Source organism: Pseudomonas sp. P5_A12 (assembly GCF_056400685.1).
Map to the genome: position 1 here is coordinate 1 of NZ_JBFUKU010000124.1, position 23,199 is coordinate 23,199.

General features: G+C 58.5%; 21 protein-coding genes and 2 pseudogenes. 19 read left to right on the forward strand and 4 right to left on the reverse strand.

Annotation, left to right across the window (positions count from 1 at the left end; all coding sequences use genetic code 11):
• Positions 1–769 (reverse strand): lytic transglycosylase domain-containing protein (locus AC1DSG_RS17245; protein ID WP_477791967.1); only part of this gene is annotated, 769 nt, incomplete at its 3' end.
• Positions 770–1,031: 262 nt separating this feature from the next.
• On the opposite strand from AC1DSG_RS17245, the pseudogene AC1DSG_RS17250 reads away from it, so the two are divergent.
• From AC1DSG_RS17250 to AC1DSG_RS17330, 17 genes and pseudogenes are all read left to right on the forward strand, one after another.
• Positions 1,032–1,124 (forward strand): annotated as a pseudogene (locus AC1DSG_RS17250) (LysR family transcriptional regulator); the annotation flags it as partial.
• Positions 1,125–1,504: 380 nt separating this feature from the next.
• The gene (locus tag AC1DSG_RS17255) at positions 1,505–2,356 is read left to right on the forward strand and encodes a putative selenate ABC transporter substrate-binding protein (RefSeq protein WP_477791968.1); all 852 of its coding nucleotides are present in this window, start codon (positions 1,505–1,507) and stop codon (positions 2,354–2,356) included.
• On the forward strand, positions 2,353–3,150 hold the full coding sequence (locus AC1DSG_RS17260) for a phosphonate ABC transporter ATP-binding protein (protein ID WP_477791969.1): 798 nt from the start codon (positions 2,353–2,355) through the stop codon (positions 3,148–3,150). The genes AC1DSG_RS17255 and AC1DSG_RS17260 overlap by 4 nt, the downstream gene beginning before the upstream one ends.
• Complete coding sequence (gene phnE, locus AC1DSG_RS17265) at positions 3,144–3,971, forward strand: phosphonate ABC transporter, permease protein PhnE (protein WP_477791970.1); 828 nt, start codon at positions 3,144–3,146, stop codon at positions 3,969–3,971. The genes AC1DSG_RS17260 and phnE (AC1DSG_RS17265) overlap by 7 nt, the downstream gene beginning before the upstream one ends.
• The gene (gene phnE / locus AC1DSG_RS17270) at positions 3,968–4,735 is read left to right on the forward strand and encodes a phosphonate ABC transporter, permease protein PhnE (RefSeq protein WP_477791971.1); all 768 of its coding nucleotides are present in this window, start codon (positions 3,968–3,970) and stop codon (positions 4,733–4,735) included. The genes phnE (AC1DSG_RS17265) and phnE (AC1DSG_RS17270) overlap by 4 nt, the downstream gene beginning before the upstream one ends.
• Positions 4,736–4,994: 259 nt before the next feature.
• Complete coding sequence (locus AC1DSG_RS17275; protein WP_477791972.1) at positions 4,995–5,465, forward strand: SgcJ/EcaC family oxidoreductase; 471 nt, start codon at positions 4,995–4,997, stop codon at positions 5,463–5,465.
• A 99-nt stretch (positions 5,466–5,564) separates the two neighbouring features.
• Positions 5,565–6,437: a GNAT family N-acetyltransferase gene (locus AC1DSG_RS17280; protein ID WP_477791973.1), complete on the forward strand. Its 873-nt coding sequence runs from the start codon at positions 5,565–5,567 to the stop codon at positions 6,435–6,437.
• A complete protein-coding gene (locus AC1DSG_RS17285) occupies positions 6,437–7,330 on the forward strand; it encodes a polysaccharide deacetylase family protein (protein WP_477791974.1) in 894 nt (297 codons plus the stop codon). Before AC1DSG_RS17280 ends, AC1DSG_RS17285 begins: the two co-directional genes overlap by 1 nt.
• A gap of 423 nt (positions 7,331–7,753) precedes the next feature.
• Positions 7,754–9,154: a GABA permease gene (gabP, locus tag AC1DSG_RS17290; RefSeq protein ID WP_477791975.1), complete on the forward strand. Its 1,401-nt coding sequence runs from the start codon at positions 7,754–7,756 to the stop codon at positions 9,152–9,154.
• Positions 9,155–9,263: 109 nt separating this feature from the next.
• Positions 9,264–10,376, forward strand: a complete 1,113-nt coding sequence (gene gbdR / locus AC1DSG_RS17295) for a choline metabolism transcriptional regulator GbdR (RefSeq protein WP_477791976.1) — start codon at positions 9,264–9,266, stop codon at positions 10,374–10,376.
• A gap of 461 nt (positions 10,377–10,837) precedes the next feature.
• Positions 10,838–11,290 carry a hypothetical protein gene (locus AC1DSG_RS17300; RefSeq protein ID WP_477791977.1) on the forward strand — a complete coding sequence of 151 codons (453 nt, stop codon included), beginning with the start codon at positions 10,838–10,840 and terminating at the stop codon, positions 11,288–11,290.
• 229 nt (positions 11,291–11,519) lie between these two features.
• Positions 11,520–11,921, forward strand: a complete 402-nt coding sequence (locus tag AC1DSG_RS17305) for a GFA family protein (protein ID WP_477791978.1) — start codon at positions 11,520–11,522, stop codon at positions 11,919–11,921.
• A 164-nt stretch (positions 11,922–12,085) separates the two neighbouring features.
• Entirely contained in the window at positions 12,086–13,021 is a 936-nt protein-coding gene (locus tag AC1DSG_RS17310; RefSeq protein WP_121102046.1) for a LysR family transcriptional regulator, read from the forward strand.
• Positions 13,022–13,189: 168 nt separating this feature from the next.
• Positions 13,190–14,644, forward strand: coding sequence for an FAD-dependent tricarballylate dehydrogenase TcuA (gene tcuA, locus AC1DSG_RS17315; RefSeq protein ID WP_477791979.1), 1,455 nt, complete (start codon positions 13,190–13,192; stop codon positions 14,642–14,644).
• A pseudogene (gene tcuB / locus AC1DSG_RS17320) lies at positions 14,631–15,626 on the forward strand (tricarballylate utilization 4Fe-4S protein TcuB); the annotation flags it as partial. The gene tcuA and the pseudogene tcuB, both read left to right, overlap by 14 nt.
• A gap of 76 nt (positions 15,627–15,702) precedes the next feature.
• Positions 15,703–17,001, forward strand: a complete 1,299-nt coding sequence (gene tcuC / locus AC1DSG_RS17325; protein WP_477791980.1) for a tricarballylate/proton symporter TcuC — start codon at positions 15,703–15,705, stop codon at positions 16,999–17,001.
• A 496-nt stretch (positions 17,002–17,497) separates the two neighbouring features.
• Complete coding sequence (locus AC1DSG_RS17330; protein ID WP_477791981.1) at positions 17,498–17,830, forward strand: hypothetical protein; 333 nt, start codon at positions 17,498–17,500, stop codon at positions 17,828–17,830.
• 371 nt (positions 17,831–18,201) lie between these two features.
• On the opposite strand, the gene AC1DSG_RS17335 is transcribed toward AC1DSG_RS17330, so the two are convergent.
• Together AC1DSG_RS17335 and AC1DSG_RS17340 are read right to left on the reverse strand one after the other, a co-directional pair.
• Complete coding sequence (locus tag AC1DSG_RS17335; protein ID WP_477791982.1) at positions 18,202–19,836, reverse strand: multiheme c-type cytochrome; 1,635 nt, start codon at positions 19,834–19,836, stop codon at positions 18,202–18,204.
• A gap of 304 nt (positions 19,837–20,140) precedes the next feature.
• Positions 20,141–21,097, reverse strand: coding sequence for an AraC family transcriptional regulator (locus AC1DSG_RS17340; RefSeq protein ID WP_477791983.1), 957 nt, complete (start codon positions 21,095–21,097; stop codon positions 20,141–20,143).
• Between the two features lie 200 nt (positions 21,098–21,297).
• On the opposite strand from AC1DSG_RS17340, the gene AC1DSG_RS17345 reads away from it, so the two are divergent.
• Both AC1DSG_RS17345 and AC1DSG_RS17350 read left to right on the forward strand, forming a co-directional pair.
• The gene (locus AC1DSG_RS17345; RefSeq protein WP_477791984.1) at positions 21,298–22,251 is read left to right on the forward strand and encodes a diiron oxygenase; all 954 of its coding nucleotides are present in this window, start codon (positions 21,298–21,300) and stop codon (positions 22,249–22,251) included.
• A gap of 81 nt (positions 22,252–22,332) precedes the next feature.
• Positions 22,333–22,752, forward strand: coding sequence for an MAPEG family protein (locus AC1DSG_RS17350; RefSeq protein ID WP_477791986.1), 420 nt, complete (start codon positions 22,333–22,335; stop codon positions 22,750–22,752).
• 87 nt (positions 22,753–22,839) lie between these two features.
• Here AC1DSG_RS17350 and AC1DSG_RS17355 read toward each other — a convergent pair whose 3' ends face one another.
• On the reverse strand, positions 22,840–23,103 hold the full coding sequence (locus AC1DSG_RS17355) for a hypothetical protein (RefSeq protein ID WP_477791985.1): 264 nt from the start codon (positions 23,101–23,103) through the stop codon (positions 22,840–22,842).
• Between the last annotated feature and the right edge of the window lie 96 nt (positions 23,104–23,199).

The following is a 23,199-nucleotide window of genomic DNA, read 5'->3' on the forward strand; positions in this document are numbered from 1 at the left end:
GGATTGCGTCTCGGCATAGGGATTGCGTCTCGGCATAGGGAGGCACCCCGTTGTACTCGACCACGGACGCTTCGCCGGCGTTGTAACCTGCCAACGCCAGCACCTGATTGCCGTTGAAGCGCTTGAGCAGCCAGGCCAGGTAGCGCACGCCGCCACGAATGTTCTGTTGTGCGTCGAACGGATCGTCCACGGCGAAGCGCTCGGCAGTGGCGGGCATCAACTGCATCAGCCCCTGGGCGCCTGCTTCGGAAATGGCGTTGGGGCGAAACGCCGATTCGGCATGTATCACCGCGCGGACCAGCGCCCTGTCGACACCATAATGACCCGAAGCGGCTTCGATCTCCCGCTGATAGGAATGGGTGTCCAGGCGCAGTGAGGCGACCTTGAAATCCTTCGGCGCCATGCACAGATAGCAGCCTTTGATGTAATAGAGCTCAAGGACATCGACCCGTGCGGAGATCCCGACGGGGCGCCGGCTCACATATTGACGAATACCCCTGTGGATGAAGGTGTACACCCGAATCCGCACCGCGCCTGAGTTGTCGTCCCGCACAAGCCGTGGCAGGGCCATTGCCTTGGCGCCGGCGCCCGCCATGCCATTCTGGCGAGTGCAGCGGGCGCTGGCGATGGCTTGGCTGGTGTAGCTGATGGTTCCGTCCATGGCTTGGCACTTGAACATGGCGCTGGCGCACAGTGGAGCGACCAGCAAGGCCAGCTCGATGCAGCCAAGAAGGCTCTTGCGAGCCCATCGCCATGCTCTGGTACTCATCACATCGCTCCGCGCCGCAGGCGCCGATCAGGTCTGGGGCGCCTGGCCCGGGCGCTGCCTTGGGAGGGTCTATTCTGGATGACCCGCCCTTTGTTCTGATAGTTATACCCCTTGTAACCGGCCTTGGAACTTGCGTTGACGTACGGACTGCCGGCATTCCCAGCGAAGCCCAAGCCTGATTGCTCGCACGACTCGTCGTCCGCATCGGGCAGGCGCACGGTGCCTTTGAGGATGTGGCACATCTCGTCGTAGTCGCACTTGCATCTCGGTCTACGCACTGACCGAAACACGGCTGCTTCCTGCGAAGACCCAGCGGTTCATCGAGTTCATACGCGACCACATCAACAGTGCTTAATGCCTGACGACTGGATAGGGGGCACCCGACGCAAACGAATGTCTCCTTCTGGCCGATTCTGTTGAAAAAGTCGCTTCACCCAAATGACCTGAATATTGACTGGTGAAAACGCCATTTTTACACGATGCTACGTGAAATCTGAGCCCGCAAGCCTCTACCAAAAGTAAAGATTTCAATCTCAGGCGCGTATTTTTCCGCCGTGGAAACCGTGGCCGACTTTTTCAACCGAAGCGGTCGATTGCCGCCTTTCGCGACAGATCGCAATTGGGTCAAAAGCAGTCAATTTCGCACCTTTTCGTCTACCCTCACAATGCGCCAGGCAGCAATCAGCTTGTGCCCGGCGCCTCGACATTCTTTCGTAAATGCACCGGAGAAGCTCCATGCTCAAGCGTACCCTGGCATTGGCCGTCGGCTTGACCCTGTCATTTGGCACCCTGTTGGCGCAGGCCGCCGACACCCTGAAAGTCAGTGCGATTCCCGACGAAGCCCCCACCGAACTGCTGCGCAAGTTCCAGCCGCTTGGCGCCTATCTGGAACAACAGTTGGGCATGAAAGTCGAGTTCGTGCCCGTCAGCGACTATCCGGCCGTGGTCGAGGCGCTGGCCACCGACCGAATCGACCTGGCCTGGCTGGGCGGCTTCACGTTCGTGCAGGCACGCCTGAAAACCGGCAATGCCATTCCGCTGGTACAGCGCGAACAGGACGCTCAATTCACCAGCAAGTTCATCACCGCCGACCCAGCCATCAAGTCCCTCGCCGATCTCAAGGGCAAGACCTTTGCATTCGGTTCGGTGTCCTCCACGTCGGGCAGTCTTATGCCGCGCTACTTTATGCTCAAGGACGGGATCAAGCCTGAAACCTACTTCAGTCGCGTCGGCTACTCCGGCGCCCATGACGCCACTGTCGCTTGGGTCCAGGCCGGCAAGGTGGACGCCGGGGTACTGAACGCCAGCGTATGGGAAAAACTGGTCGCCGCCGGCAAGGTCGACACGACCAAGGTAAAAGTGTTTGCGACCACTCCGGCTTACTTCGACTACAACTGGACGGTGCGTGGGACCCTCGACCCTGCGCTGGCGGCCAAGATAAAGGCAGCCTTCCTTGCTCTCGATCCGGCGAACCCCAAGGACAAGGAGATTCTGGACCTGCAGGCCGCCAGCCGCTTCATCGAAACCAAGCCTGAGAACTACAAGGGCATCGAGGAAGCCGCACGCGCCGCCGACCTGCTCAAATGACGTTGCATTTGACCCAGGTCAGCCTTACCCACGCCAACGGCGTCCAGGCGCTGCGTGGCGTGGACCTGCACATCGGTGCCAGCGAACAGGTCGCCATCATCGGCCCGTCCGGCGCGGGTAAGTCGAGCCTGCTCAATCTGCTGGCCACCGCCGTGCGACCGGGCAACGGCGAGCTGCAGGTACTCGGCGAGCGAGCCTGGCAGCTTTCTGCCCGTCAGCGTCAACGTCTGCGCGCGCGCATCGGTCTGGTTCATCAGTCGCCCCCCCTGCCACCGCGCCAGCGCGTGGTCACCGCGGTTCTGGCCGGAAAGCTGGGTCAGTGGGGGCTGGGCAAGAGCCTGCTGAACCTGCTGCATCCACTGGATATTCCAGGCGCACGCGCGGCATTGGCCAGGCTGGACCTGAGTGACAAGTTGTTCGCGCAATGCCAGCAACTGTCCGGTGGACAGCTACAGCGCGTGGGCATTGCCCGCGTGTTATACCAAGCGCCCGAGGTGTTGCTGGCCGATGAGCCGGTATCGGCCATGGACCCGGTGTTGGCGCAGCACACGCTTTCGGTGCTCTGTCGCCATGCCCGGCAGCACAACGTCACCCTGGTCGCCAGCCTGCATGCGGTGGACCTGGCCCTGGCGAACTTTTCGCGGATCATCGGCTTGCGTGATGGACAGATTCTGTTCGACCTTGCGGCCAGCGAAGTCGACCGTGAGTTGCTCGACAAGCTCTACGCCAACGAACAACTGCAATCCCCACCGATTGCTCCGCCGCCCTTGAGTGTGCAGATTCCCCGATGCTGACCCGTGATACCCGAGATCCGGCCACCCGGCCCCGCCTGCTGCTCACCTTGCTGGCCCTTGCCTTGCTCTGGCCGGGCATCCACTTCAGCGAGCTGGACCTGAGCGTACTGGTGGTGAGTGACAGTCAGAGCGAGATGGGCCGGTTTGTAGCAGCCTTCTGGCCACCGGCACATGGCGAGGAATTCATCGAGCTGTTGTTGCGAGCCACCCTGCAGACCTTGGCCATCGCCACGGCCGGCATGGCCCTGGCGTTGCTGTTGGCTGTCCCCGCCAGCCTGCTGGCCAGTCGTGCTCTGTCGCTGTCTGCGGCCTCCCATGCCGGCCACCCGAGCTATTGGGGCCAACTGCTGCGCTGGCCTGTACGCGGTTTATTGATCTTCCTGCGCAGCGTACCGGAAATCGTCTGGGCCCTGCTGTTCGTGCGCGCCGTCGGCCTCGGCCCGACTGCCGGGGTACTGGCCATCGCCATTACCTACAGCGGCATGTTGGGCAAGGTCTACGCGGAAATTTTCGAGTCGGTCGACCAGCGCCCGGCCCATGCGCTACTGCAATCGGGCAGCGGTCGGCTCGCAGCCTTTTGCTACGGGATCCTGCCCAATGTCGCTGCGGAGCTGCTGTCATACACGGTGTACCGCTGGGAATGCGCAATCCGCGCCTCAGTGGTGATGGGCTTCGTCGGTGCCGGCGGTCTGGGCCAGCAAATGGATCTGTCGTTGCGCATGTTCGCCGGCGGTGAAGTGGCCAGTTTGTTACTGACATTCCTTGTACTGGTGCTGCTCGCCGATCAACTCAGCCGCCTGCTGCGCTGGAGGCTGGCATGAATCGCCTGATAAACCTGGCACTGTTGCTCTGTATCGGCGCAGCGGTGGTCGCCTCGTTCAGCTACCTGGGCATCGACCTCGGCGAACTCGGCGACACCGGCAACCTGCATCATATGGGCGCTTATGCGCAGCGTTTTCTCAGCCCGGACCTGAGCGCGGGCCATCTGCAAGCCATCGGTCACGGCGCCCTGGAAACCATTGCCATGTCCGCCCTTGGCACCCTGCTCGCGGCGGTACTCGGTCTGCTATTGGCATTGCCCGCGGCCGGGCGCTTCGGCTGGCCACTGCAGAGCGCGTCGCGCCTGGTGCTCAACGCCTTGCGCGCGGTTCCGGAACTGGTGTGGGCTGCGCTGATGGTCCTTGCTGCCGGTCTGGGCCCCAATGCCGGTACCCTGGCATTAGCCCTGCACACCACTGGCGTGCTCGGCCGGCTGTTCGCCGAAGCGTTGGAAAACACCCCACCAGAACCGGCCGACGCCATCCGCCTGCAGGGTGGCAATGCCGTATGGGCTTTCTGTTACGGCACACTGCCCAACCTGTTGCCACAGCTACTGGCCTACATCCTGTACCGTTGGGAAAACAATATCCGCATGGCCAGTGTGCTCGGCTTCGTCGGCGCCGGTGGTTTGGGGCAAATGCTCTATGTCAGCCTCAGCCTGTTCCAGGAAGCTCAAGCCAGCACGGTGATTCTGGCCATGCTGTTACTGGTATTGGCCGTCGATACATTGAGCAGCTGGAGCCGTCAACGCTGGGTCAAGGCCTGACTGCTTTCACAGAATTTAGTTGTGTTGCATCGACCGATTGAATCCACAGCCAATAGCGGACAGTCTGCTGGCACGTCAGCAGCGTAGTTTGATTTTCCACCTATACTCATCGAGAAGCTCTGGTTTGCCATTCTTGGCGTGCTTCTCCTCGCACAGTGTCGCACTCGCAGTGACCACACTCAGGCAAATCAATGATTTGCAAAAAAGACAAGGAACATCATGCCATCACCGTTTTCGACCGCTGCCGGGAGAATCGTCGATGAGAAACATAACTGTCCTGTCAACTGCCCTTGCCGTCGTTCTGGCAGGTTGCGCCTCTGCCCCCTCGGGAACGCACACGGAAACCTGCAAGGCAACCAATGAGCAAGAAATCTCGGCCTTGTTTGATCGATGGAATCGCTCGCTGCAAACCGGTGACCCACACCAAGTTGTCGCCAACTATGCCGAGCGCTCGGTCCTTCTTCCTACCGTGTCGAACAAACCGAGACTAACCGCCGCCGAGAAGGAGGACTATTTCCATCACTTCCTGGAAAACAAGCCCGAAGGCAAGATCAACTCAAGGACAATATTTATTGACTGTAACTCTGCGGTTGACGCTGGACTCTATACGTTCACCTTTCAAACTACGGGTGCTCAARTCAAAGCTCGCTACACATACACCTACAAGTGGGACGGTAAGCAGTGGTTGATCACTAGTCATCACTCCTCTGCAATGCCAGAGAAGAATTGAGGCGGCGATCACTATCGGACATCGGCGGCCATCACTCAGACAGCGCCCGACTCTTACTCAAACGGACGCGCTCGACTCTCGACTGAGGAGAACATCGCGGTGTCGAATCAGCTTGTGATACGCAACATGACCCGCTCCGAGCTGGACCAGCTTGTCGGCTGGGCTAAGCGCGAGGGTTGGAATCCCGGCCTTCACGATGCCGAGCTGTTCTGGGCTACGGACCCTGAGGCTTTCGTCGCGGCGGACCTTGATGGCGAGTTGATTGGCGGCGGTGCCATCACCTCCTACAACGGCGAATTCGGCTTCATGGGTTTCTTCATCGTTCGGCCCGAATATCGCGGACAGGGTCTGGGCAATACCCTCTGGCACGCCCGCCGCGAGCGCCTCCTCGCTCGTTTGCGCCCGGGTGCGAGCATTGGCATGGACGGTGTCTTCGCGATGCAGGACTACTACGCCAAGGGAGGCTTCGCCTTCTCCCATCGCAACATGCGTTTTCGTGCCGAGATCCTCGAACGTCCGGCAACCTCGCTTGATGACGGCGAAGACATCGTCCCGCTGGCGACCTTTGCGTTCGATCAGATTCTCGATTATGACCGCACCTGCTTCCCAGCCTCGCGCCCGACCTTCCTGAGAGGATGGATAGCCCAACCCGATGCACTCGCCCTGGGTTGCCGGCGCCAGGGAAGGCTCAGCGGGTTCGGCGTGGTGCGGCGCTGCCGGGAAGGCTGCAAGATCGGTCCCCTGTTCAGCGATGACGCCTTGGCGGCCAATGCCCTCTACTCGCACTTGGCAAGCTTCGCCGCGGGTGGCCCGCTGTTTCTCGATGCCCCGGAGAACAACCGCGCCGCGATGGCGCTCGTGTACCAACACGGGATGAACGAGGTCTTCGGCTGCGCGCGCATGTATCTCGGCCCTCCTCCGGCTCTCGCGCACGAACGTGTCTTCGGCGTCACGACCTTCGAGCTGGGCTGATGTCCGCGCGCGATCTCGTCGGTTACGGCGGTTGTCCACCCCACCCGCGATGGCCGGGTGAGGCTCGCGTCGCGGTTCAGTTCGTGCTCAACATCGAGGAGGGCGCGGAGTCGTGCATCCTCAATGGCGATGCCCAGTCAGAAGCCTATCTCCACGAGCTGCCTGGCCGCCCCCCTCGTACGGGAAAAAGGGACTTGAGTGTCGAGGGCATGTATGAATACGGATCGCGCGCAGGCGTGTGGCGCATCCTGGAGCTGTTCAACGCCCGCGACCTACCCCTGACCGCCTTCGCTGTCGGCCGGGCACTGGAACTCAACCCGCAGATCGGCCATGCGCTCTGCGCTGCCGGGCATGAAGTCGCCGGGCATGGTTACCGTTGGCTGGACTATCTCGACATCCCTGAAGACGAAGAGCGGCGCCATATCCGCCTTACCCTCGACGCGATCGAGCGGATCTGCGGCAAGCGMCCCACAGGTTGGTACACAGGAAGGGTCAGTCAGAACACCTGCCGCCTGTTGCGCGAGGACGGCGGGCTCCTCTACAGCTCAGACGCCTACAACGATGACCTGCCCTATTGGCTTCCAGGTTCTCCCGCACACCTGGTGATCCCGTACACACTGGTCAACAACGACATCCGCTATCTGCTGCCGAACGGTTTCTCCTCCGGGGAGGACTTCTTCCAGCTGCTCAAGGATGCTTTCGACTTGCTGTGGCAGGAAGGCGCGCAACATCCGAAGATGATGAGCGTCGGCCTGCATGGCCGGATCAGCGGCCATCCAGCACGCGCGATGGCATTGGCGCGCTTTCTCGATTACGTGCAAGGCCACGGCTCGGCGTGGATCTGCCGGCGAGAAGAAATTGCCAGGCACTGGATGGCCGAATTCCCCCCTTAGGGACGCCTCGATGAACAGGGTTACCTCAATGAAGGTGACGAGTATCTGCTCGCGGCCCTCATCCCGAAACCTCTCGCCCGCTTAAACCTTCCAAGCTATCCCCATCCGTTGCTGCCCTGGCAGAATCCTCAACAAAACAAAATGATTGCGCCTGGGCACTTCATGACCAATTGGTATTCAACGTGAACACTAAATTTGCACGTGTCGATATCAGACAAGAAGGCGACGCGAACAGGTAACTGAATCGTCGAACAAGCCTGGTAAGGTGGCGCATCTTTTCATCGAAATAACCACATCGCGATGATGGGTTTGATAAGAACTGCAGCGTTTGAAGGGTGCCTCTTTCAGGAAGCCCAGCAGGCAACAATGATGATCTGTTGCCCCTATCAATTCGCTTAAATGTCGATCAGCAGAGAAAAAACCATGATTAGCCCGAACTCCAAGGATTCGAGTGGCCAATTGGCGCAGGGCTTCAAGCCTCGTCACGTAACAATGCTGTCAATCGCCGGGATTATCGGCGCCGGTTTATTCGTTGGCTCAGGACATGCCATTGCAGCTGCTGGCCCAGCAGTCCTACTGGCTTACCTATTCTCAGGCCTGCTCGTCGTTCTGGTCATGCGTATGCTCGGTGAAATGGCGGTGGCCAACCCGGACACAGGCTCGTTCTCCACCTATGCCGACCAGGCGATAGGTCGTTGGGCAGGCTTCACCATCGGTTGGCTGTACTGGTGGTTCTGGGTACTGGTGATTCCTATTGAAGCACTGGCCGCCGGTCACGTATTAAACCAGTGGTTCCCCCAGATTGATGCCTGGCTGTTCGCTCTGGTGTCGATCATTGCGTTGGTGATAACCAATCTGTTCAGTGTCTCCAAGTACGGCGAATTCGAATTCTGGTTCGCCATGGCCAAGGTAGTGGCGATCATCGGTTTCATCGGCGTGGGTTTTGCCGTGCTGATGGGCTGGGTTCCCGATCGGGAAGTCAGCGGATTGAGCGGGTTGATGGCCGAGCATGGCGGATTTGCCCCCAACGGCCTGTCGGCGGTAGTCGGCGCTTTCATCACCATCATGTTCAGCTTCATTGGTACTGAAGCGGTCACCATCGCCGCCGCCGAATCCGACAACCCGTCGCAGAACATTGCCAAAGCCACGCGTTCGGTGATCTGGCGCATCGGGGTGTTCTACCTGTTGTCGATTTTCGTGGTCATCTCCGTGGTGCCCTGGAACGATCCGCTGCTCGCCCAGGTAGGCTCCTACCAACGGGCACTGGAAATCATGAACATTCCCCACGCCAAGTTCATGGTGGACGTGGTGGTGCTGATCGCAGTGGCCAGTTGCATGAATTCCTCGATCTACATTGCCTCGCGCATGCTGTTCTCGCTGGGCCGTCGTGGCGATGCGCCGAAGGCGCTCAAGGCGACCTCCTCCGAAGGCGTGCCGCGGGCAGCAGTCATCGCCAGTACCGTGCTGGGCGCGGCGATCACCGTGTGGAGCTACTTCATGCCCGCCGGGCTGTTTGACTTCCTGCTGGCCAGCTCCGGTGCGATTGCCTTGCTGGTGTACCTGGCCATTGCAGTGTCGCAGCTGCGCATGCGCCGGATGTTGCGTCGGCAGAACGTTGAGCTGACCTTTCGCATGTGGCTGTTTCCATGGCTGACGTGGCTGGTGATTGTGTTCATTTGCGCAGCGCTGGCAGTCATGATGATCACCCCAGAGCACCGTACCGAAGTCAGTACAACCATTGGACTGGCGCTGGCAATTTCCTTTATCGGCCTTGTGACGTCGCGTCACCCTGCGCAGGCTGCGAGGGTGACGTCAGTGGGATAAAACCAAGGAGTTATTTGCGCCAAACCTGATACTCCCTACGCCAAGGCTGGGGGTATTACAAGCTCCTGCGTCTCAGGCCGTAATCGCTCTTTGTGAGGACATGACCACGATGTCATCGAACTCCACCGTGTCCGACGGCACGACTCAATCCGTTGGTTTTCTGCTGTTGGATAAATTCACACTTATCTCTCTGGCGTCCGCAGTAGAGCCACTGCGCATGGCCAATCAGTTGTCGGGGCGAGAGCTATATCGCTGGCATACGTTCAGTCCCGATGGAGAGCCTATCTGGGCCAGTGACGGCGTGCCGATCACTCCGGATGCTTCGTGGAACAATCCATTGGTGGCTGACACTGTAATTGTGTGCGGTGGTGTTGGAATCCAGAGCGTGATTACCCGCGAGCACATTACCTGGCTGCAAACCTTGGCGCGTCAATCCAGACGGTTGGGAGGTGTGTGCACCGGTAGCTGGGCGCTCGCAAAAGCCGGGCTGCTCGACGGCTACGAGTGCAGCGTGCATTGGGAATTTTTGGCCGCCATGCAGGAGGCTTTCCCACGAGTCAGCATCAGCGCGAGTCTTTTCACCCTGGACCGAAACCGATTCACCAGCTCCGGGGGAACAGCGCCGCTGGACATGATGCTGCACCTGATTGGTCGCGATCATGGTCGTGAATTATCCGCAGCCATCTCTGAGATGTTTGTTTACGAGCGCATACGCAACGAACAGGACCATCAGCGCGTTCCGCTCAGGCATGTGCTGGGAACTCATCAGCCTAAGCTGCAGGAGATCGTCGCGTTGATGGAGGCCAATCTCGAGGAACCGATCGACCTGGATAACCTTGCAGAATACGTTGACCTGTCACGTCGACAGCTAGAGCGGCTATTTCAGAAATACCTTCAATGTACGCCGTCACGCTACTATTTAAGGTTGCGTCTTATTCGAGCGCGACAGCTGCTCAAGCAAACATCATTGTCGATCATTGAGTTGGCGTATGTATGCGGTTTCGTGTCCACACCACACTTTTCCAAGTGCTATCGCGAGTACTTTGGTGTTCCACCAAGCGACGAGCGTTCCGGCGCTGAAATGGGTCGCAAACCGGCAACGATTGCGACTACGCAGCAGTCATCGACTAAACCACTGACAGCGCTCGACCAAGCACGAAACGAATCGACTTTTGCCAGTGTTCGAATGATTGATCGTTCCGATTTGGCAGAATCGTGCTGATAGGACATCCCTGCCGCCCCATTCATCCGTAGTGCATGGGTTTACTCAATAAGATCACGCAGGAGATTTGACGTGCACATTGGCGTTCCTCTCGAAACCCAGACCGGTGAAACATGGGTTTTTCGCCGCTAAGCGGGTTCGAAAGAAAATTTTCTACCGCTGGTCACCGGCAGTTATGGATCGTTTTCTGCCCCTCGCGACGGGCAGAAAACGGCCAGAAGCTGCCTCTAGCCCTTATCCGTGCATGCGCCGCCCGCTGCCTGATGTCCCCCCTGCAGAGCGTGATAACAATCAGCGTTGATGGAGACGGTCGCGGCGCACATTCCGCCAATGCATCGCGGATAAATCCGCTCCTGCAACAGCGCCTGCGACTGCCGATCAGGCAGAGCAGCTGTCTTGCGACTAGCTTTACCTCGAACACTAAAGTCTCCGTCCACAACTCAACCAGGTAAAGGTTCGTTATGACTAAAAAAATCGATCTGACGATCACCCACGATTACCTCAATCCGTTTGCCTCGCCGGACAACCCCAAGCTAAGCCCCGAGCTGGTGGACTACCTGTCAGATACCGCCTGGTATCACCCCGAGCTGAGCCTGCAGATTCGCTGCCCGGAAGATGAGCGAGAACGCCTTCAGCAAGCCATCAGCAACACCTTTGCGGAAAAGAGCGAGCAACTCAGAGGGGATATTCGCACCCAACGGCTGTTAGCGCTGACACTCCTGGGCTTGGCACTAGCCTTGGTGCTGGCAGGCACGGCTCTGGGCATTGAAGGCACCATCCCCGTGGGAGTCGTTACCGTCACCGCGTGGATGCTGCTCTGGCGCAGCGGAGAGATATTTTTTCTGGATATCCGCAGCATGAATCGGYAGCGGCGTAAGTACCAGCGCATCGCCAGTGCATCAAAGCAGTTTTGATTGAGGTTGATCGTTCTCACGCTACGCGTGGGAGTCATGCCTGAGTTCAGGCGAGCTGAAAATCCGACTTTTTCGACAGAATCGACCCATTGTTCCCCTTCATGAAGGGCAGCAATGGGCCGATTTCTGCCTGTCGTGAGGGGCAGAAAACGGCCCAGAAGCAGTCATTCGACACTCCCCGTGCCAATCGTTTAAATTGACCCATTTGGTTACCATGCGGCCTCAAAAAATGACCAGCACTTTCCAAGGCAGCTGTCTCTGCGGCGCCGTCAGTTACGAAATCAAATCACGCCCCAAAGCGCTTTCACATTGCCATTGCAACCAATGCCGTAAAAGTCATGGGGCAGCGTTTGCCAGCTATGGCAGCGTGCTGCGAACTGACCTGCAGATCATCCAGGGCGCGGAGTGCATCACGACTTACCGCTCTTCGGAATCAGTGCTTCGTCAGTTCTGCGGCCAGTGCGGTTCGTCGTTGTTCTGGTCGCGAAGCCGGGGTGAATACGCAGACTGGATATCTATAGCGCTGGGTTCGCTAGACACGACCTTTACCACCGACAAGCAGCAACATGTCGAAGTGACGTCCAAGGCGCCCTGGTATGAAATCCAGGATCAGTGGCCACAATCTCGATGACAGCTTCGGGTCAACTGCTACCAGTCCTCGATAAAGCGCACGCGCTCAACGGTCAACGGTCAACGGTCAACCCAAACCTGCGACAATGCTGCCTCTTCGGGCTTCGTAACATGCGTGGCAAACGTTCAGGTATTTGAATTACAAATTCGCGGGGAGCAGCCACATTGGAATTGAGACAACTGCGCTATTTTGTAAAAATCATCGAGCTTGGCAGCCTGGGGCGTGCGGCACTTGAACTGGACGTTGGTGTGTCAGCCCTCAGTCAGCAAATCTCCAAGCTGGAAAGCGAACTGTGCACCCGCCTCCTGAATCGTACCTCCACCGGCGTGACGCCCACTAGCGCCGGATTTGCGTTTTTACACCATGCCCAACTGACGCTACGCCAGGCGGAAAACGCAATCATGGCCGCCCATCGCGGGCGAATGAGCGGTTATGTCAGCGTCGGCTTACCACCGACTACCGCGACGGTGCTCGCGTTGCCGTTGATCAACGCAATGCGTGCGCGTTATCCGGACATACAACTGCATTTGGTGGAAATGCTTTCCGGCCACTTGGCGGCGCAGCTCAACGCACGGCAAATTGACCTGGCCATCCTGTTCCAGCTCGAAGGGGGTAAACGCTGGAGCGTGACTCCGCTGCTGGATGAAAAGCTGTTTGTCATTGCCTCGCCCAGCCTGCCTCAAGCGCCTTCTGGTGACAGCGTGCAGTTAGCCGACCTCGGCGGTCTGCCGCTGGTGATGCCCAGCGCGCAACATGGATTGCGCTCGGCATTGATGAGCGCGTTCGAGCGGGTCGGGCTAACACCCAATGTCATTATGGAAGTCGACGGTCTCGCTGTTTTGATGAACGCCGTTCGGGCCGGTCATGCAGCAACGATACAACCGGGGGCGGCCGCTGCATTGAAAGACGGGTCCGGACTCTCACTGATCAGGATTGCCGATCCCCATGTGGGCCGGCGTAATCTTCTGGCGACGCTGGCTGACGACGAACTCTCTCCCGCGGCGCTGGCAACGCGGTTGGTCATCGTCGATGTGGCGCGACAGTTGGTCGTCGACAAACAGTGGCCTGGAGCTACGTGGATAGAAGGGGTAGACGCGTAATCCTCCTTCAACCCCGGACACATAAGTCTCTCCTGACGACAAGGCCTTTAGAAAAACTAAACCCCCCGCGTCAAAAGCAGCCTTTCGGCCACTCCTTCCCCGCCCTATCGTTCTCCCTACTCGCAAGGAGCACTTCGTTCCCGCTTCCTTGCAAATCGAGGAGCGATGATGATCGATGTTTTAATCATAGGGGGTGGCAACGCTGCCTTGTGCGCCGCTCTGATGGCGCGAGAAGCGGGCGCCAGCGTGATGCTGCTGGAAGCCTCTCCAAAAATCTGGCGCGGTGGCAATTCCCAACACACCCGTAACCTACGGTGCATGCACGACGAACCGCAGGACGTGCTGATCGATGCCTATCCGGAAGAAGAATACTGGCAAGACCTATTGAAGGTCACCGGTGGTCTCACGGATGAAAAGCTTGCACGCATTGCAATTCGGGCATCGTCTTCTTGCCGCGACTGGATGCGTTCACACGGCGTGCATTTTCAGCCACCGCTGTCCGGCGCGCTGCACGTGGCGCGGACCAATGCATTTTTTATGGGCGGCGGCAAAGCGCTGGTCAATGCGTATTTCCGCAGCGCCGAGCGCCTGGGTGTAAAAGTTCGCTACAACACGCAAGTGACTGACATCGAGTTGGATGAGGGGAAATTCGTCGCCGCCCATGTGGGCGAACATGAGGTCGATGGTCAGCGTTTCGCCGCTGAACGCATTGAAGCCCGGGCCTGCGTGTTGGCGGCCGGCGGCTTCGAATCCAACCGTGAATGGCTGCGCGAAGCCTGGGGTCAGAACGAACTCGGTGAATGGCCATCGGACAATTTCCTGATCCGGGGCACCCGATTCAACACCGGCATTTTGCTACGGCGCATGCTCGACCTTGGCGCAGATGTGATCGGCGATCCGACGCAAGCACACATGGTCGCGATTGATGCCCGTGCGCCACTCTACGACGGCGGCATCTGCACCCGAATCGACTGCGTATCGCTGGGTGTGGTGGTCAATCGTGATGGCGAACGCTTCTACGACGAAGGTGAGGATTTCTGGCCAAAACGTTATGCGATCTGGGGGCGTCTGGTGGCCGGACAACCCGGTCAGCAGGCGTATTCGATCATCGATCAACAAGCCATCGGCCGCTTCATGCCGCCGGTCTTTCCCGGAACCACCGCCAATACTCTCCAAGACCTTGCCCGCCAGTTGAAGCTGCCTCAAGAAAAATTCGTCAAGACTGTCGAGGACTACAACAGCGCCTGCCGCGTTGGCACGTTCGATCACACGGCGTTGGACGACTGCCACACCCAAGGACTGACGCCCGCCAAAACCCATTGGGCGCGGCCATTGGTGAAACCACCTTTCTACGCCTACCCGCTTAAACCGGGTGTCACGTTCACCTACCTCGGCCTCGCCACCGACGAAACCGCTGCCGTGCATTTCAACGGCAAAGCGAGCCCCAACCTGTTCGTCGCGGGAGAAATGATGGCCGGCAATGTTCTAGGCAAGGGCTACACCGCCGGCATCGGCATGGCCATCGGTACCGCTTTTGGCCGCATCGCCGGTGTGCAGGCGGCCGCTTCGGTKGGCTTTGGCGTTTCATCTGCAAACACGGAGTCTCGACATGCAACTGTTTGATCCCCAAGCGTCGGGCGGGTTGATCCCGGTATTGAATCTTGACGAAAGTGAAGTCCAGCGGCAGATGACCATCTGCAATGCCTGCCGTTATTGCGAAGGCTTTTGCGCGGTATTTCCGGCGATGACYCGGCGCCTGGAATTCACTCAGGCCGACATCCATTACCTGGCGAACTTGTGCCATAACTGCGGCGCGTGCCTGCACGCCTGTCAGTACGCCGCCCCACACGAATTCGACGTCAACATACCCAAAGCCATGGCCAAAGTGCGCCTGGATACTTACGCCGAATACGCCTGGCCGCAAGTGATGGGCAGGTTGTATCAGCGCAACGGCCTGACCCTGGCACTGGCTTCCGGTGGGGGACTGGCCTTGTTTTTATGCCTGACCCTGATGCTCATGGGCAACCTGTTCACGGCCATTCCCGGGGGCAACTTCTACAAGATTTTCCCGCATAACACCCTGGCGCTGATGTTCGGCTCAGTGTTCGGCTTTGCGGTACTTGCCCTGACCATGGGTGTACGGCGCTTCTGGCGCAACGTTTCACCGGTCGCAGCGCCACTGCCGTTGAAAACGTCCGCTGCATTGGAGGCTACGGCCAACGTCGCGAAGCTCAAATACCTGGACGGCGGCCATGGCGAAGGCTGCAACAACGCCGATGATCAATTCACCTTGTGGCGACGCCGATTCCACCACCTCACCTTCTACGGCTTCATGCTGTGCTTCGCCGCCACCGGTGTCGCCACGCTCTTTCACTATCTGCTGAAGTGGTCGGCGCCTTATCCGATCTTCAGCTTGCCGGTGATGTTGGGTATTGCCGGTGGCATCGGCCTGCTGATCGGCCCGGCGGGTCTTCTTTGGCTGAACCTGCGTCGCAACCCTGCGCACGGCGATGAGAACCAAAAACCCATGGATCGCGGCTTCATCGCGCTGCTGTTTTTGGTCAGTGCAAGCGCTGTCTCAAACACGCCATTGAGAAGCGTCAACCCAACCCGATAAACGCCGGCAGCGACTGACGGTTAAAACACTCATTCCAAAAACAATAGTGAGCATAACGGTAGCCATGAAAACGACAACGGCAACAACCCGAGCCAAGGGGTCCAAATTGGGCGCCATTTTGCGGGTCACCAGCGGTAACTTTCTCGAGCAGTTCGACTTCTTTCTGTTCGGGTTCTACGCGACCTACATCTCCCAGACCTTCTTTCCAGCCACCAGCGAGTTTGCCTCGCTAATGATGACCTTCGCGGTATTCGGCTCCGGATTCCTGATGCGCCCGTTAGGCGCCATTGTGTTGGGGGCGTACATCGATAAGGTGGGCCGTCGCAAGGGGCTGATCGTGACGCTGTCGATCATGGCCGCAGGTACCGTATTGATCGCCCTGGTGCCGGGCTATGCCGCCATCGGCGTGGCGGCACCGATTCTGGTGTTGTTGGGCAGGCTGCTCCAGGGCTTCTCAGCCGGAGCGGAAATGGGCGGTGTTTCCGTGTATCTGGCGGAAATTTCCACCCCCGGTCACACCGGTTTCTATACCAGTTGGCAGTCGGCCAGCCAACAGGTGGCGATCGTCGTCGCGGCCGCGTTGGGCTACACGATCAATGCCACGATGCAAGCCGCTGAGATCGCCGATTGGGGCTGGCGTATTCCGTTCTTCATTGGCTGCGTGATCATCCCGTTCATTTTCATTATTCGCCGCTCACTGGAGGAAACCGCTGCCTTCACTGCTCGCAGCCATCGTCCAACAACTCGCGAAGTTTTCCGCTCGATGCGTGACAACTGGCGCACCGTACTGGCGGGCGGCTTGCTGGCGTCCATGACCACCACCACGTTCTACCTGATTACGGTCTACACACCGACGTTTGGCAGGACAGTACTGAACTTAAGTACCACCGACAGCCTGGCGGTCACACTGCTGGTCGGCATCAGCAACTTTATCTGGCTGCCTATCGGCGGCGCCCTCTCCGACCGCATTGGCCGGCGGCCGTTGTTGCTGGCGATATCGTTGCTGTGCATCTTCACCGCCTATCCCGCCATGCACTGGCTAGCAGAGGCGGCGAGTTTCGAACGACTACTCGCTGTTCTGCTGTACTTCTCATTCTTCTTTGGCATTTACAACGGCGCCATGGTCGCGGCACTGACCGAAGTCATGCCACAGAACGTGCGGGTAGTCGGGTTTTCACTGGCCTTCAGTTTGGCCACCGCGGTGTTCGGCGGTTTTACCCCGGCAATCTCGACGCTGCTTGTACAGGCCACGGGCGACAAGGCATCACCTGCCTACTGGCTGATGTTCGCGGCGGTGTGCGGGTTCACGGCGACGACAATTCTGTATCGTCGGCAAAAAGCTTCGGCAGTCAGAACCGTTTAGTTCCCTAATCGCTGATCGCTTACAGCGCGTCGATCAACGGCGGGAACCGAATTAGAGTGGCATGAGGTCGATTACAGTCTTTCGTCAGGGCAGTAATCGGCCAATAGGCGTCACTCGCGAGCGTCATTTTTCGACCCTGAAGTGACATTGGCTGTCCCAATCCAGGCGCCTCGAAGCTGTTGGTCGGACGCCGACATGATCACTCGTAGTCACGCCCCGCAGTGGTGAGCAAACACCGGCGGGCATCTGCCGTTGCTACCGGGCTGCCCCATGCAGGCAAAGTGCCTGGCAATCTTTACTCATCAATATTTTGCTGCCAAACAGGTAACCGGCRCCGAATGGCTAAATAGCGCACTGGCTAGTCGCGGCCTGAGCGACTAGCTTTAACCTGGCCCGGATCATCAACGTACTGCCAGGGGTTCGCTGAGCAGATACGCAGGCAGGACACTAAAGCCCTTCACTGGTTTGGCAAGATCACACTTATGGAGCAGTCCCTATGACTAACAAAAACAAAAGCCGTGCCCTGCTCGGTTTGGCACTGCTGGCTGCTGGCCTTGCCGGTTGCCAGACGAATCAGCAATTTATTGCTGCCAATCAAGATGCCGCGTTGAAGGTGGTGACCACTCGTGCAGCCTTCGAATTGAACTGCCAGGCTGTAACACCGACTATTTTGTCGAGCAAAGTAGCCCAACTTCAATACGGCTATGCCCGTACCGAATACACCGTGGGTGTTCGTGGTTGCGGCAAGCAAGCGGTGTACATGGCCCTGTGCTTGGACACCAGCACCTGCAATGCCTACACCGATACCGCCCGCATCGGCCGGGACTGATTGAACCGCCGCCGCAATACTCTTGCGGCGGCTTTTCAGTAGCATCCCCGTCCTTAGCCACAACCTCCTCGACTACTTGGAGCAACCAGATCAACCCAACGCTTGGCGCTGGGCTGGCAGGTGGGTATGACCGTCGTCACGTCCGCACAAGAAGCGCCCGTTATGTAGATCCGCAATTTCTCTCCATGAGTTAAAACGATGTTGGATTCTCCAAAGAAACTGCATCCAAGTAGCACAAACTTCATACTGCTAATGCCGCTTTTGGCCGACCTCCGCCCTTCACGAAGGGCGGGGTCGGGCCGCTTGCAGCCGGTCACTAGCAGCCTTTGCTGTGAGTAATCGGGGCCAGCCTGGACATCGACACTGTGCAGCTAAAAGTGTGCGGTATCTGGCCCGGCGGCAGGCAGGCTTGTCCACAGGGGTACGCTCTGCGTGACTTTGGCCATCCGGGTGATTTCCACCTGCAACTTATCCTTGCCTAGCAGGTAGTCAGCCAGCTTCTGCGAGAACGGCCAGTAGTTCAGGTCGGCAGTCACGGTCAGCGGCCCGACGGCGTCGGCCGGCACCAGGAATGAAAACTCCCGAATATCGTAGCCCTTGGGCAGAATGCGGTTATCCGAAAGAATTTGCGTGGCATTCCAGACCTCGACATCCAACGGATTGCCGTCCTTGTCGCCTATGTGCACTTTGAAATTTCGCGTGTTGTCCTCGGTCTTGCCGTCCTTGATCGCACCCAGTCGATAGAGCTCGTGACCACTGGCATCCAGCACCCGGAAATCGATCCATATCTCCCGTCCCTCCGGAAAGCCGGTCGGCAGTTTGTGCCCGGCGCCGACATTGGAAACTTTGACTGCGACCGAGGTGTATTGCCCGGGAATGATGGCTGCCGGCAGTGGCTCGAATTTTATTTCCGCCGCGCGCGCGAGCATGTCGCGCCCGCGTTGCGCGCCCTCTTCCTGACCGAGATGCTTGAGCATCGTCGCATTGGCTCCGCTGAACCAATGCGAGGCGACCTGCTCACGGTCTGGCCCCATGATCGCGGCCTTACCCGCAAAACCCGGCATATGGCAGCTCTGGCAAGTTACATCGTTAAAGCTGTAGGAGCTCTCCTGCCACTCGTCATAGGTACGCTCGACCGCCACACTGCTGAACGGGTGCGTGACGTTGTGGCAGGTGGCGCAAAAGTCCGAGCGTGTGTGCAGAGCGGAATACACGGTGTCGTGATAAGGCGAAACGGCATCTTTACGCGGGCCGAACTTGGTCGGTTTACCGTGCGCTCGAGGGCTCAGGACATAGGCGCCGTTATCGAGGCCCGTGCGGGCGCTGATGTTGTGGCAGGTCTCGCAATCGACCCCAGGCATCGGATGATTTTTCTCGCTGTCTTCAATCGAGGAGCGGTTGACTTGCGAATTGATCTGCCCGGTCGTGAGACCGATCGGGGTATGGCATCCGGTGCAGAAGTTATCGACCTTTCCCTCGGTGGCCGAACTCGCACGTGTGAGCAAGGCCCGATAGATGGGTTCATCCCAGGCCTGGGACATCATCGACGAGCGCCACTGCTTGTAAATCTCCGTATGGCAGGCACCACATACCTGGGCATTGTCGAAGTCTTTTACATTCAACACCAGGTTGCCGGGGGTATTGGCCCGATGCGGAAAGAACGGCATCCCGCCATTCACATGCATGAGCCTGGAGCGAGCCGGCTCCAGCCACTTCTCATTACTTTGATTGTCGTTGCCCTGTGGTTCGTCGGCCGCCACCAGAGTTGCCGTAAACAGGCAGGCCAGAAAGAACAACAAAGGGTGAACGGAAGGTCTGATCACACGGTAGATCAGGTTGTGGACAAAGGCTGCCAGCGAAACGCTCATGTCGACGATAGTGCGCTTGACGCCTGCCGGGGCATTGAAAACAGCCGTGTAGGGGCCGGCGCGCATTGCCCATAAGATAATCAAGGCCGATAACCCGCTCAACGCTACCTGCGCACACGTAAATTCAGGGTGGTTCATAAGAATTTCCCCAGGCTTTTGGAGAGGATGAATGCAGCTCTTCCATTGAGTTGACAGGGGTACTTCATCCTGCAAGCCAAGGGTTATGGGTGCAGCTTCTCAACGCTCTACCTTTCATGAACCGGAGAAGCTCACTGGGTCATTCCATTGCAAGGATTGTGACAAAACATGCAACGAGCTGAAGATCCGCACTCATWGGTCAGAGGCTGAAATTTTGTCCTGATCGAGACGCGGCTGAGCAGTCCCCCCCATTAATGGGGGGGATTCACGCCGAAATCGGGGGGGATGTGGACACCGGACCGTCTCACGCTGATTGTCTGCGCCAAGTGCCGGGGGACGTGCCGAACTGACGTTTGAAGGCGCGACTGAACGCGGCTTCGGATTCGTAGCCAACGGCAAAGCCGATTTGCGCCACACTGCCGCGACCTTCACGCAGGTGTTGAGCCGCCACGTGCATGCGCCACAGCGTCAGGTATTGCATCGGTGGCTGTCCGACCAATGCCGTGAATCGCTCCGCGAATACCGAGCGCGACATTCCCACTTCAAGCGCTAGGGCTTCTGCAGTCCAGCCCTCGGTTGGGCGAGCATGGAGTAGCGCCAGTGCGCGCCCGATATGTGGGTCGCGCAACCCCGCCAGCCACCCGCGCCGCTCAACGGGGAGGCTGGCGACATACTGACTGACGGCTTCGACGAATAGCAGTTCGGATAGTTTGGCAATGACCGTTGCCGAGCCGACGCGTCCCGCCGCGATTTCGCTGACAGCGAAACGGAATGAGCTTTCGATCCAGGCTCCCGAAGCCGTCGCGCGAATGTCCAGTTTTAATACGGATGGCAGCGACGAAAGCAAAGGACTGAAGGGTGTTTCAGAACCGAGGAATCCGCACAATAACTGCGTGGCCTCGCCGCCCCCACCGTACTTGATTCGTGAAATGCCGCCGACGTCTGGCGGCTGAACAACTTCGCTCGCTGGCATGGGCGCAATGCTCAGGTCGCTGCCAAAAGTATGAGGGTCATTGCGAGGAAGCAGAACAAGTTCGCCTGCCCCCACGTCGAGGGTGGCACCACCGTCGATGCGTAATTGCATGTGCCCGGCGGCGACAAAATGCGACGCAATGATATGCCGAGGTGCCGCCAGGAACGGTTTGCAATCATCCGCCGAGATTTTTCCGTTGATGCACCAGGGCGCAGTGAACTCCGCCTCGAGGAAGACCCCTCCAGACAACCGAATCACTCGCAAGACATCAGAAAGCGCATCCAACACTTGCCCGCCCTCTTTTCCGGACGCCTGAGCAGGTAATCCGGCGCACTGGTCATTCACCACCTGAACGGCGAGACCTAGATTAGCACCAACGCGGACCCGGCGATCAAGACTATCCCCCCGATGCTTCACCTGTGGTCATTGGCTCCGACGTCAACCGTAATGGCCCCATTCCATCTCGACCAAGGCAGCAGGAGATCCCTATGAACAGCGTCGCTACCCTACCCGGCTCGGAGTCAGACAACGCCGACCGTTACGCTCGAATTGTCAGATCATCGAAAAAAACCGAATGGCAGATCGATCGTGATTTGCTACAGGACCGGAGTTTCGACTTCTCGCGCAAATTCCTGCCCGATGGACTCTCGCAGGTCGACCGCCTGAGCTTTCTTGCCGGGGCCGAGGCGCGCCTGCTCAGTCAGATTCAGGGCCGGACCTATGCGTACATCTTTGGCCTGGTCGAGCGTTTTATCAGTGCCAAAATGCTCGATCAAGGTCGAGCCCATGTCTTTGACAATCAGCTCGCACTCGAAGCGCTGGTGCGCTTTTCCAACGACGAGATCAAGCACCAGGAGTTGTTCCGGCGCATGGAGACGACGATGGGATCGCACTTGCCTGCGGGGTATCGTCAAGTGGCCGATCCCAACGATGTGGCGCGTGCAGTACTAGCGGCCAGCACTTGGTCGGTGCTGGCGCTGACCTGTCATATCGAACTGTTTGTCCAGGCGCACTACGTACAGAGCATCGCACCGCGCGAGGAGCTGTGCCCACTGTTCAAGGATGTCTTCAAATTTCACTGGAAGGATGAAAGCCGGCACGTCGTCCTTGATGAACTGGAGTGGAAGTCGGAGCACGAGAGGCTCTCGCCAACCGAACGCGACCAGGCCGTGAACGATCTGATTGCGCTGGTGGCGGCCGTCGACGGAATTCTTCAGGCGCAATCGGCAGCCGATGCCGAGTACTTTATTCGCAATGTTTCACGACCGTTCCGTGTCGATGAGACAGCGCAAATCAAAGCCTGCGTGCTGAGCGCCTACCGCTGGCAATACATTATCTCGGGCGTGCAGCATCCACACTTTGGCCGGCTGCTGACGAGAATGACAACGCCAGCACAGATGTCGAGGATTCAGACCGCACTGGCACCCATCATGAGCCATTGATCGACAGCGCGCGACCGACTCCTCGTCGGCCGCGCGGTTGCGGGATGACGAGCCGAAATTGATTGATGGAGGATGGCGGCCATGACCCTACCGATGTGGATGTTGCTTGGGTTTGCGACTTGGACTTTGCTGCTGTTGATGGCAACCGTCGGCGTTTATCGCTGGGTCGCGATCCTGTTCTCGAAAGTTCCCATTGGCTCGTTCCGCAGCGATCAGCTCGAAGGCGAGGATTGGTATCGGCGCGGGACACGAGCACACGCCAACTGTGTGGAAAATCTGCCGGTCTTTGGCGTGATCGTGTTCGTGATATCGGCCTTGGGTGTCAACGGCCCTGCCGTGGACTACTTGTGCACATTCGTCCTGATCGCTCGCGTGTGCCAGTCCTTCGTGCACGTATCCCATGTGCAAACCGATAGGTTCGTGGCGATTCGGTTTACCTTCTTTTGCGTTCAGTTGGTCTGTTTTCTCGCGCTGATTGTGATAGCCGCTTATTACGGCTAAGCAGTCATTCAAGCAAATCGGTCTGCCATCACCGTTATCTGAAAACATTGACTCTATAGCGGTCGGGAACAGGAGCTACGTTAACGATCAATACTTGATGTCCCGAGCAGTGCGGCGCGTGTCCTGCTTGGTACTGCGCTTGTCCTGGCGACATTCTACATTGCTCTTGTCGCTACCCTGTCTGCAGTCCTGCTTGGTTTGCCGTGCGTCGGAGCGCCCTGTTTGCCTCGTATCCCGTGCTTCACGCCGTTGTGATCCCTGCTCGGTCGCGTACGCCGGTACCGAGACCCACTGCACACCCGCAGCGACAACCAGTGTCGCCAGGGCCATCAAGAAGTGCTTGCGAATCATGGTATTCCTCCAATTCAAAAACGCTCAGTCGGCTCGCTCGCCCATCAGTACGCTCACCGAGGATGTTCAGGGGACATTGCACTTACAGTATTCACT

What these genes read in the sequence shown, in the direction of transcription:
- AC1DSG_RS17255 (WP_477791968.1), top strand. Translation starts at nt 1,505, where the DNA reads ATGCTCAAGCGTACCCTGGCATTGGCCGTCGGCTTGACCCTGTCATTT.
- AC1DSG_RS17260 (WP_477791969.1), top strand. Translation starts at nt 2,353, where the DNA reads ATGACGTTGCATTTGACCCAGGTCAGCCTTACCCACGCCAACGGCGTC.
- phnE (WP_477791970.1), top strand. Translation starts at nt 3,144, where the DNA reads ATGCTGACCCGTGATACCCGAGATCCGGCCACCCGGCCCCGCCTGCTG.
- phnE (WP_477791971.1), top strand. Translation starts at nt 3,968, where the DNA reads ATGAATCGCCTGATAAACCTGGCACTGTTGCTCTGTATCGGCGCAGCG.
- gabP (WP_477791975.1), top strand. Translation starts at nt 7,754, where the DNA reads ATGATTAGCCCGAACTCCAAGGATTCGAGTGGCCAATTGGCGCAGGGC.
- gbdR (WP_477791976.1), top strand. Translation starts at nt 9,264, where the DNA reads ATGTCATCGAACTCCACCGTGTCCGACGGCACGACTCAATCCGTTGGT.
- AC1DSG_RS17305 (WP_477791978.1), top strand. Translation starts at nt 11,520, where the DNA reads ATGACCAGCACTTTCCAAGGCAGCTGTCTCTGCGGCGCCGTCAGTTAC.
- tcuC (WP_477791980.1), top strand. Translation starts at nt 15,703, where the DNA reads ATGAAAACGACAACGGCAACAACCCGAGCCAAGGGGTCCAAATTGGGC.
- AC1DSG_RS17330 (WP_477791981.1), top strand. Translation starts at nt 17,498, where the DNA reads ATGACTAACAAAAACAAAAGCCGTGCCCTGCTCGGTTTGGCACTGCTG.
- AC1DSG_RS17335 (WP_477791982.1), bottom strand. Translation starts at nt 19,836, where the DNA reads ATGAACCACCCTGAATTTACGTGTGCGCAGGTAGCGTTGAGCGGGTTA.
- AC1DSG_RS17345 (WP_477791984.1), top strand. Translation starts at nt 21,298, where the DNA reads ATGAACAGCGTCGCTACCCTACCCGGCTCGGAGTCAGACAACGCCGAC.
- AC1DSG_RS17350 (WP_477791986.1), top strand. Translation starts at nt 22,333, where the DNA reads ATGACCCTACCGATGTGGATGTTGCTTGGGTTTGCGACTTGGACTTTG.
- AC1DSG_RS17355 (WP_477791985.1), bottom strand. Translation starts at nt 23,103, where the DNA reads ATGATTCGCAAGCACTTCTTGATGGCCCTGGCGACACTGGTTGTCGCT.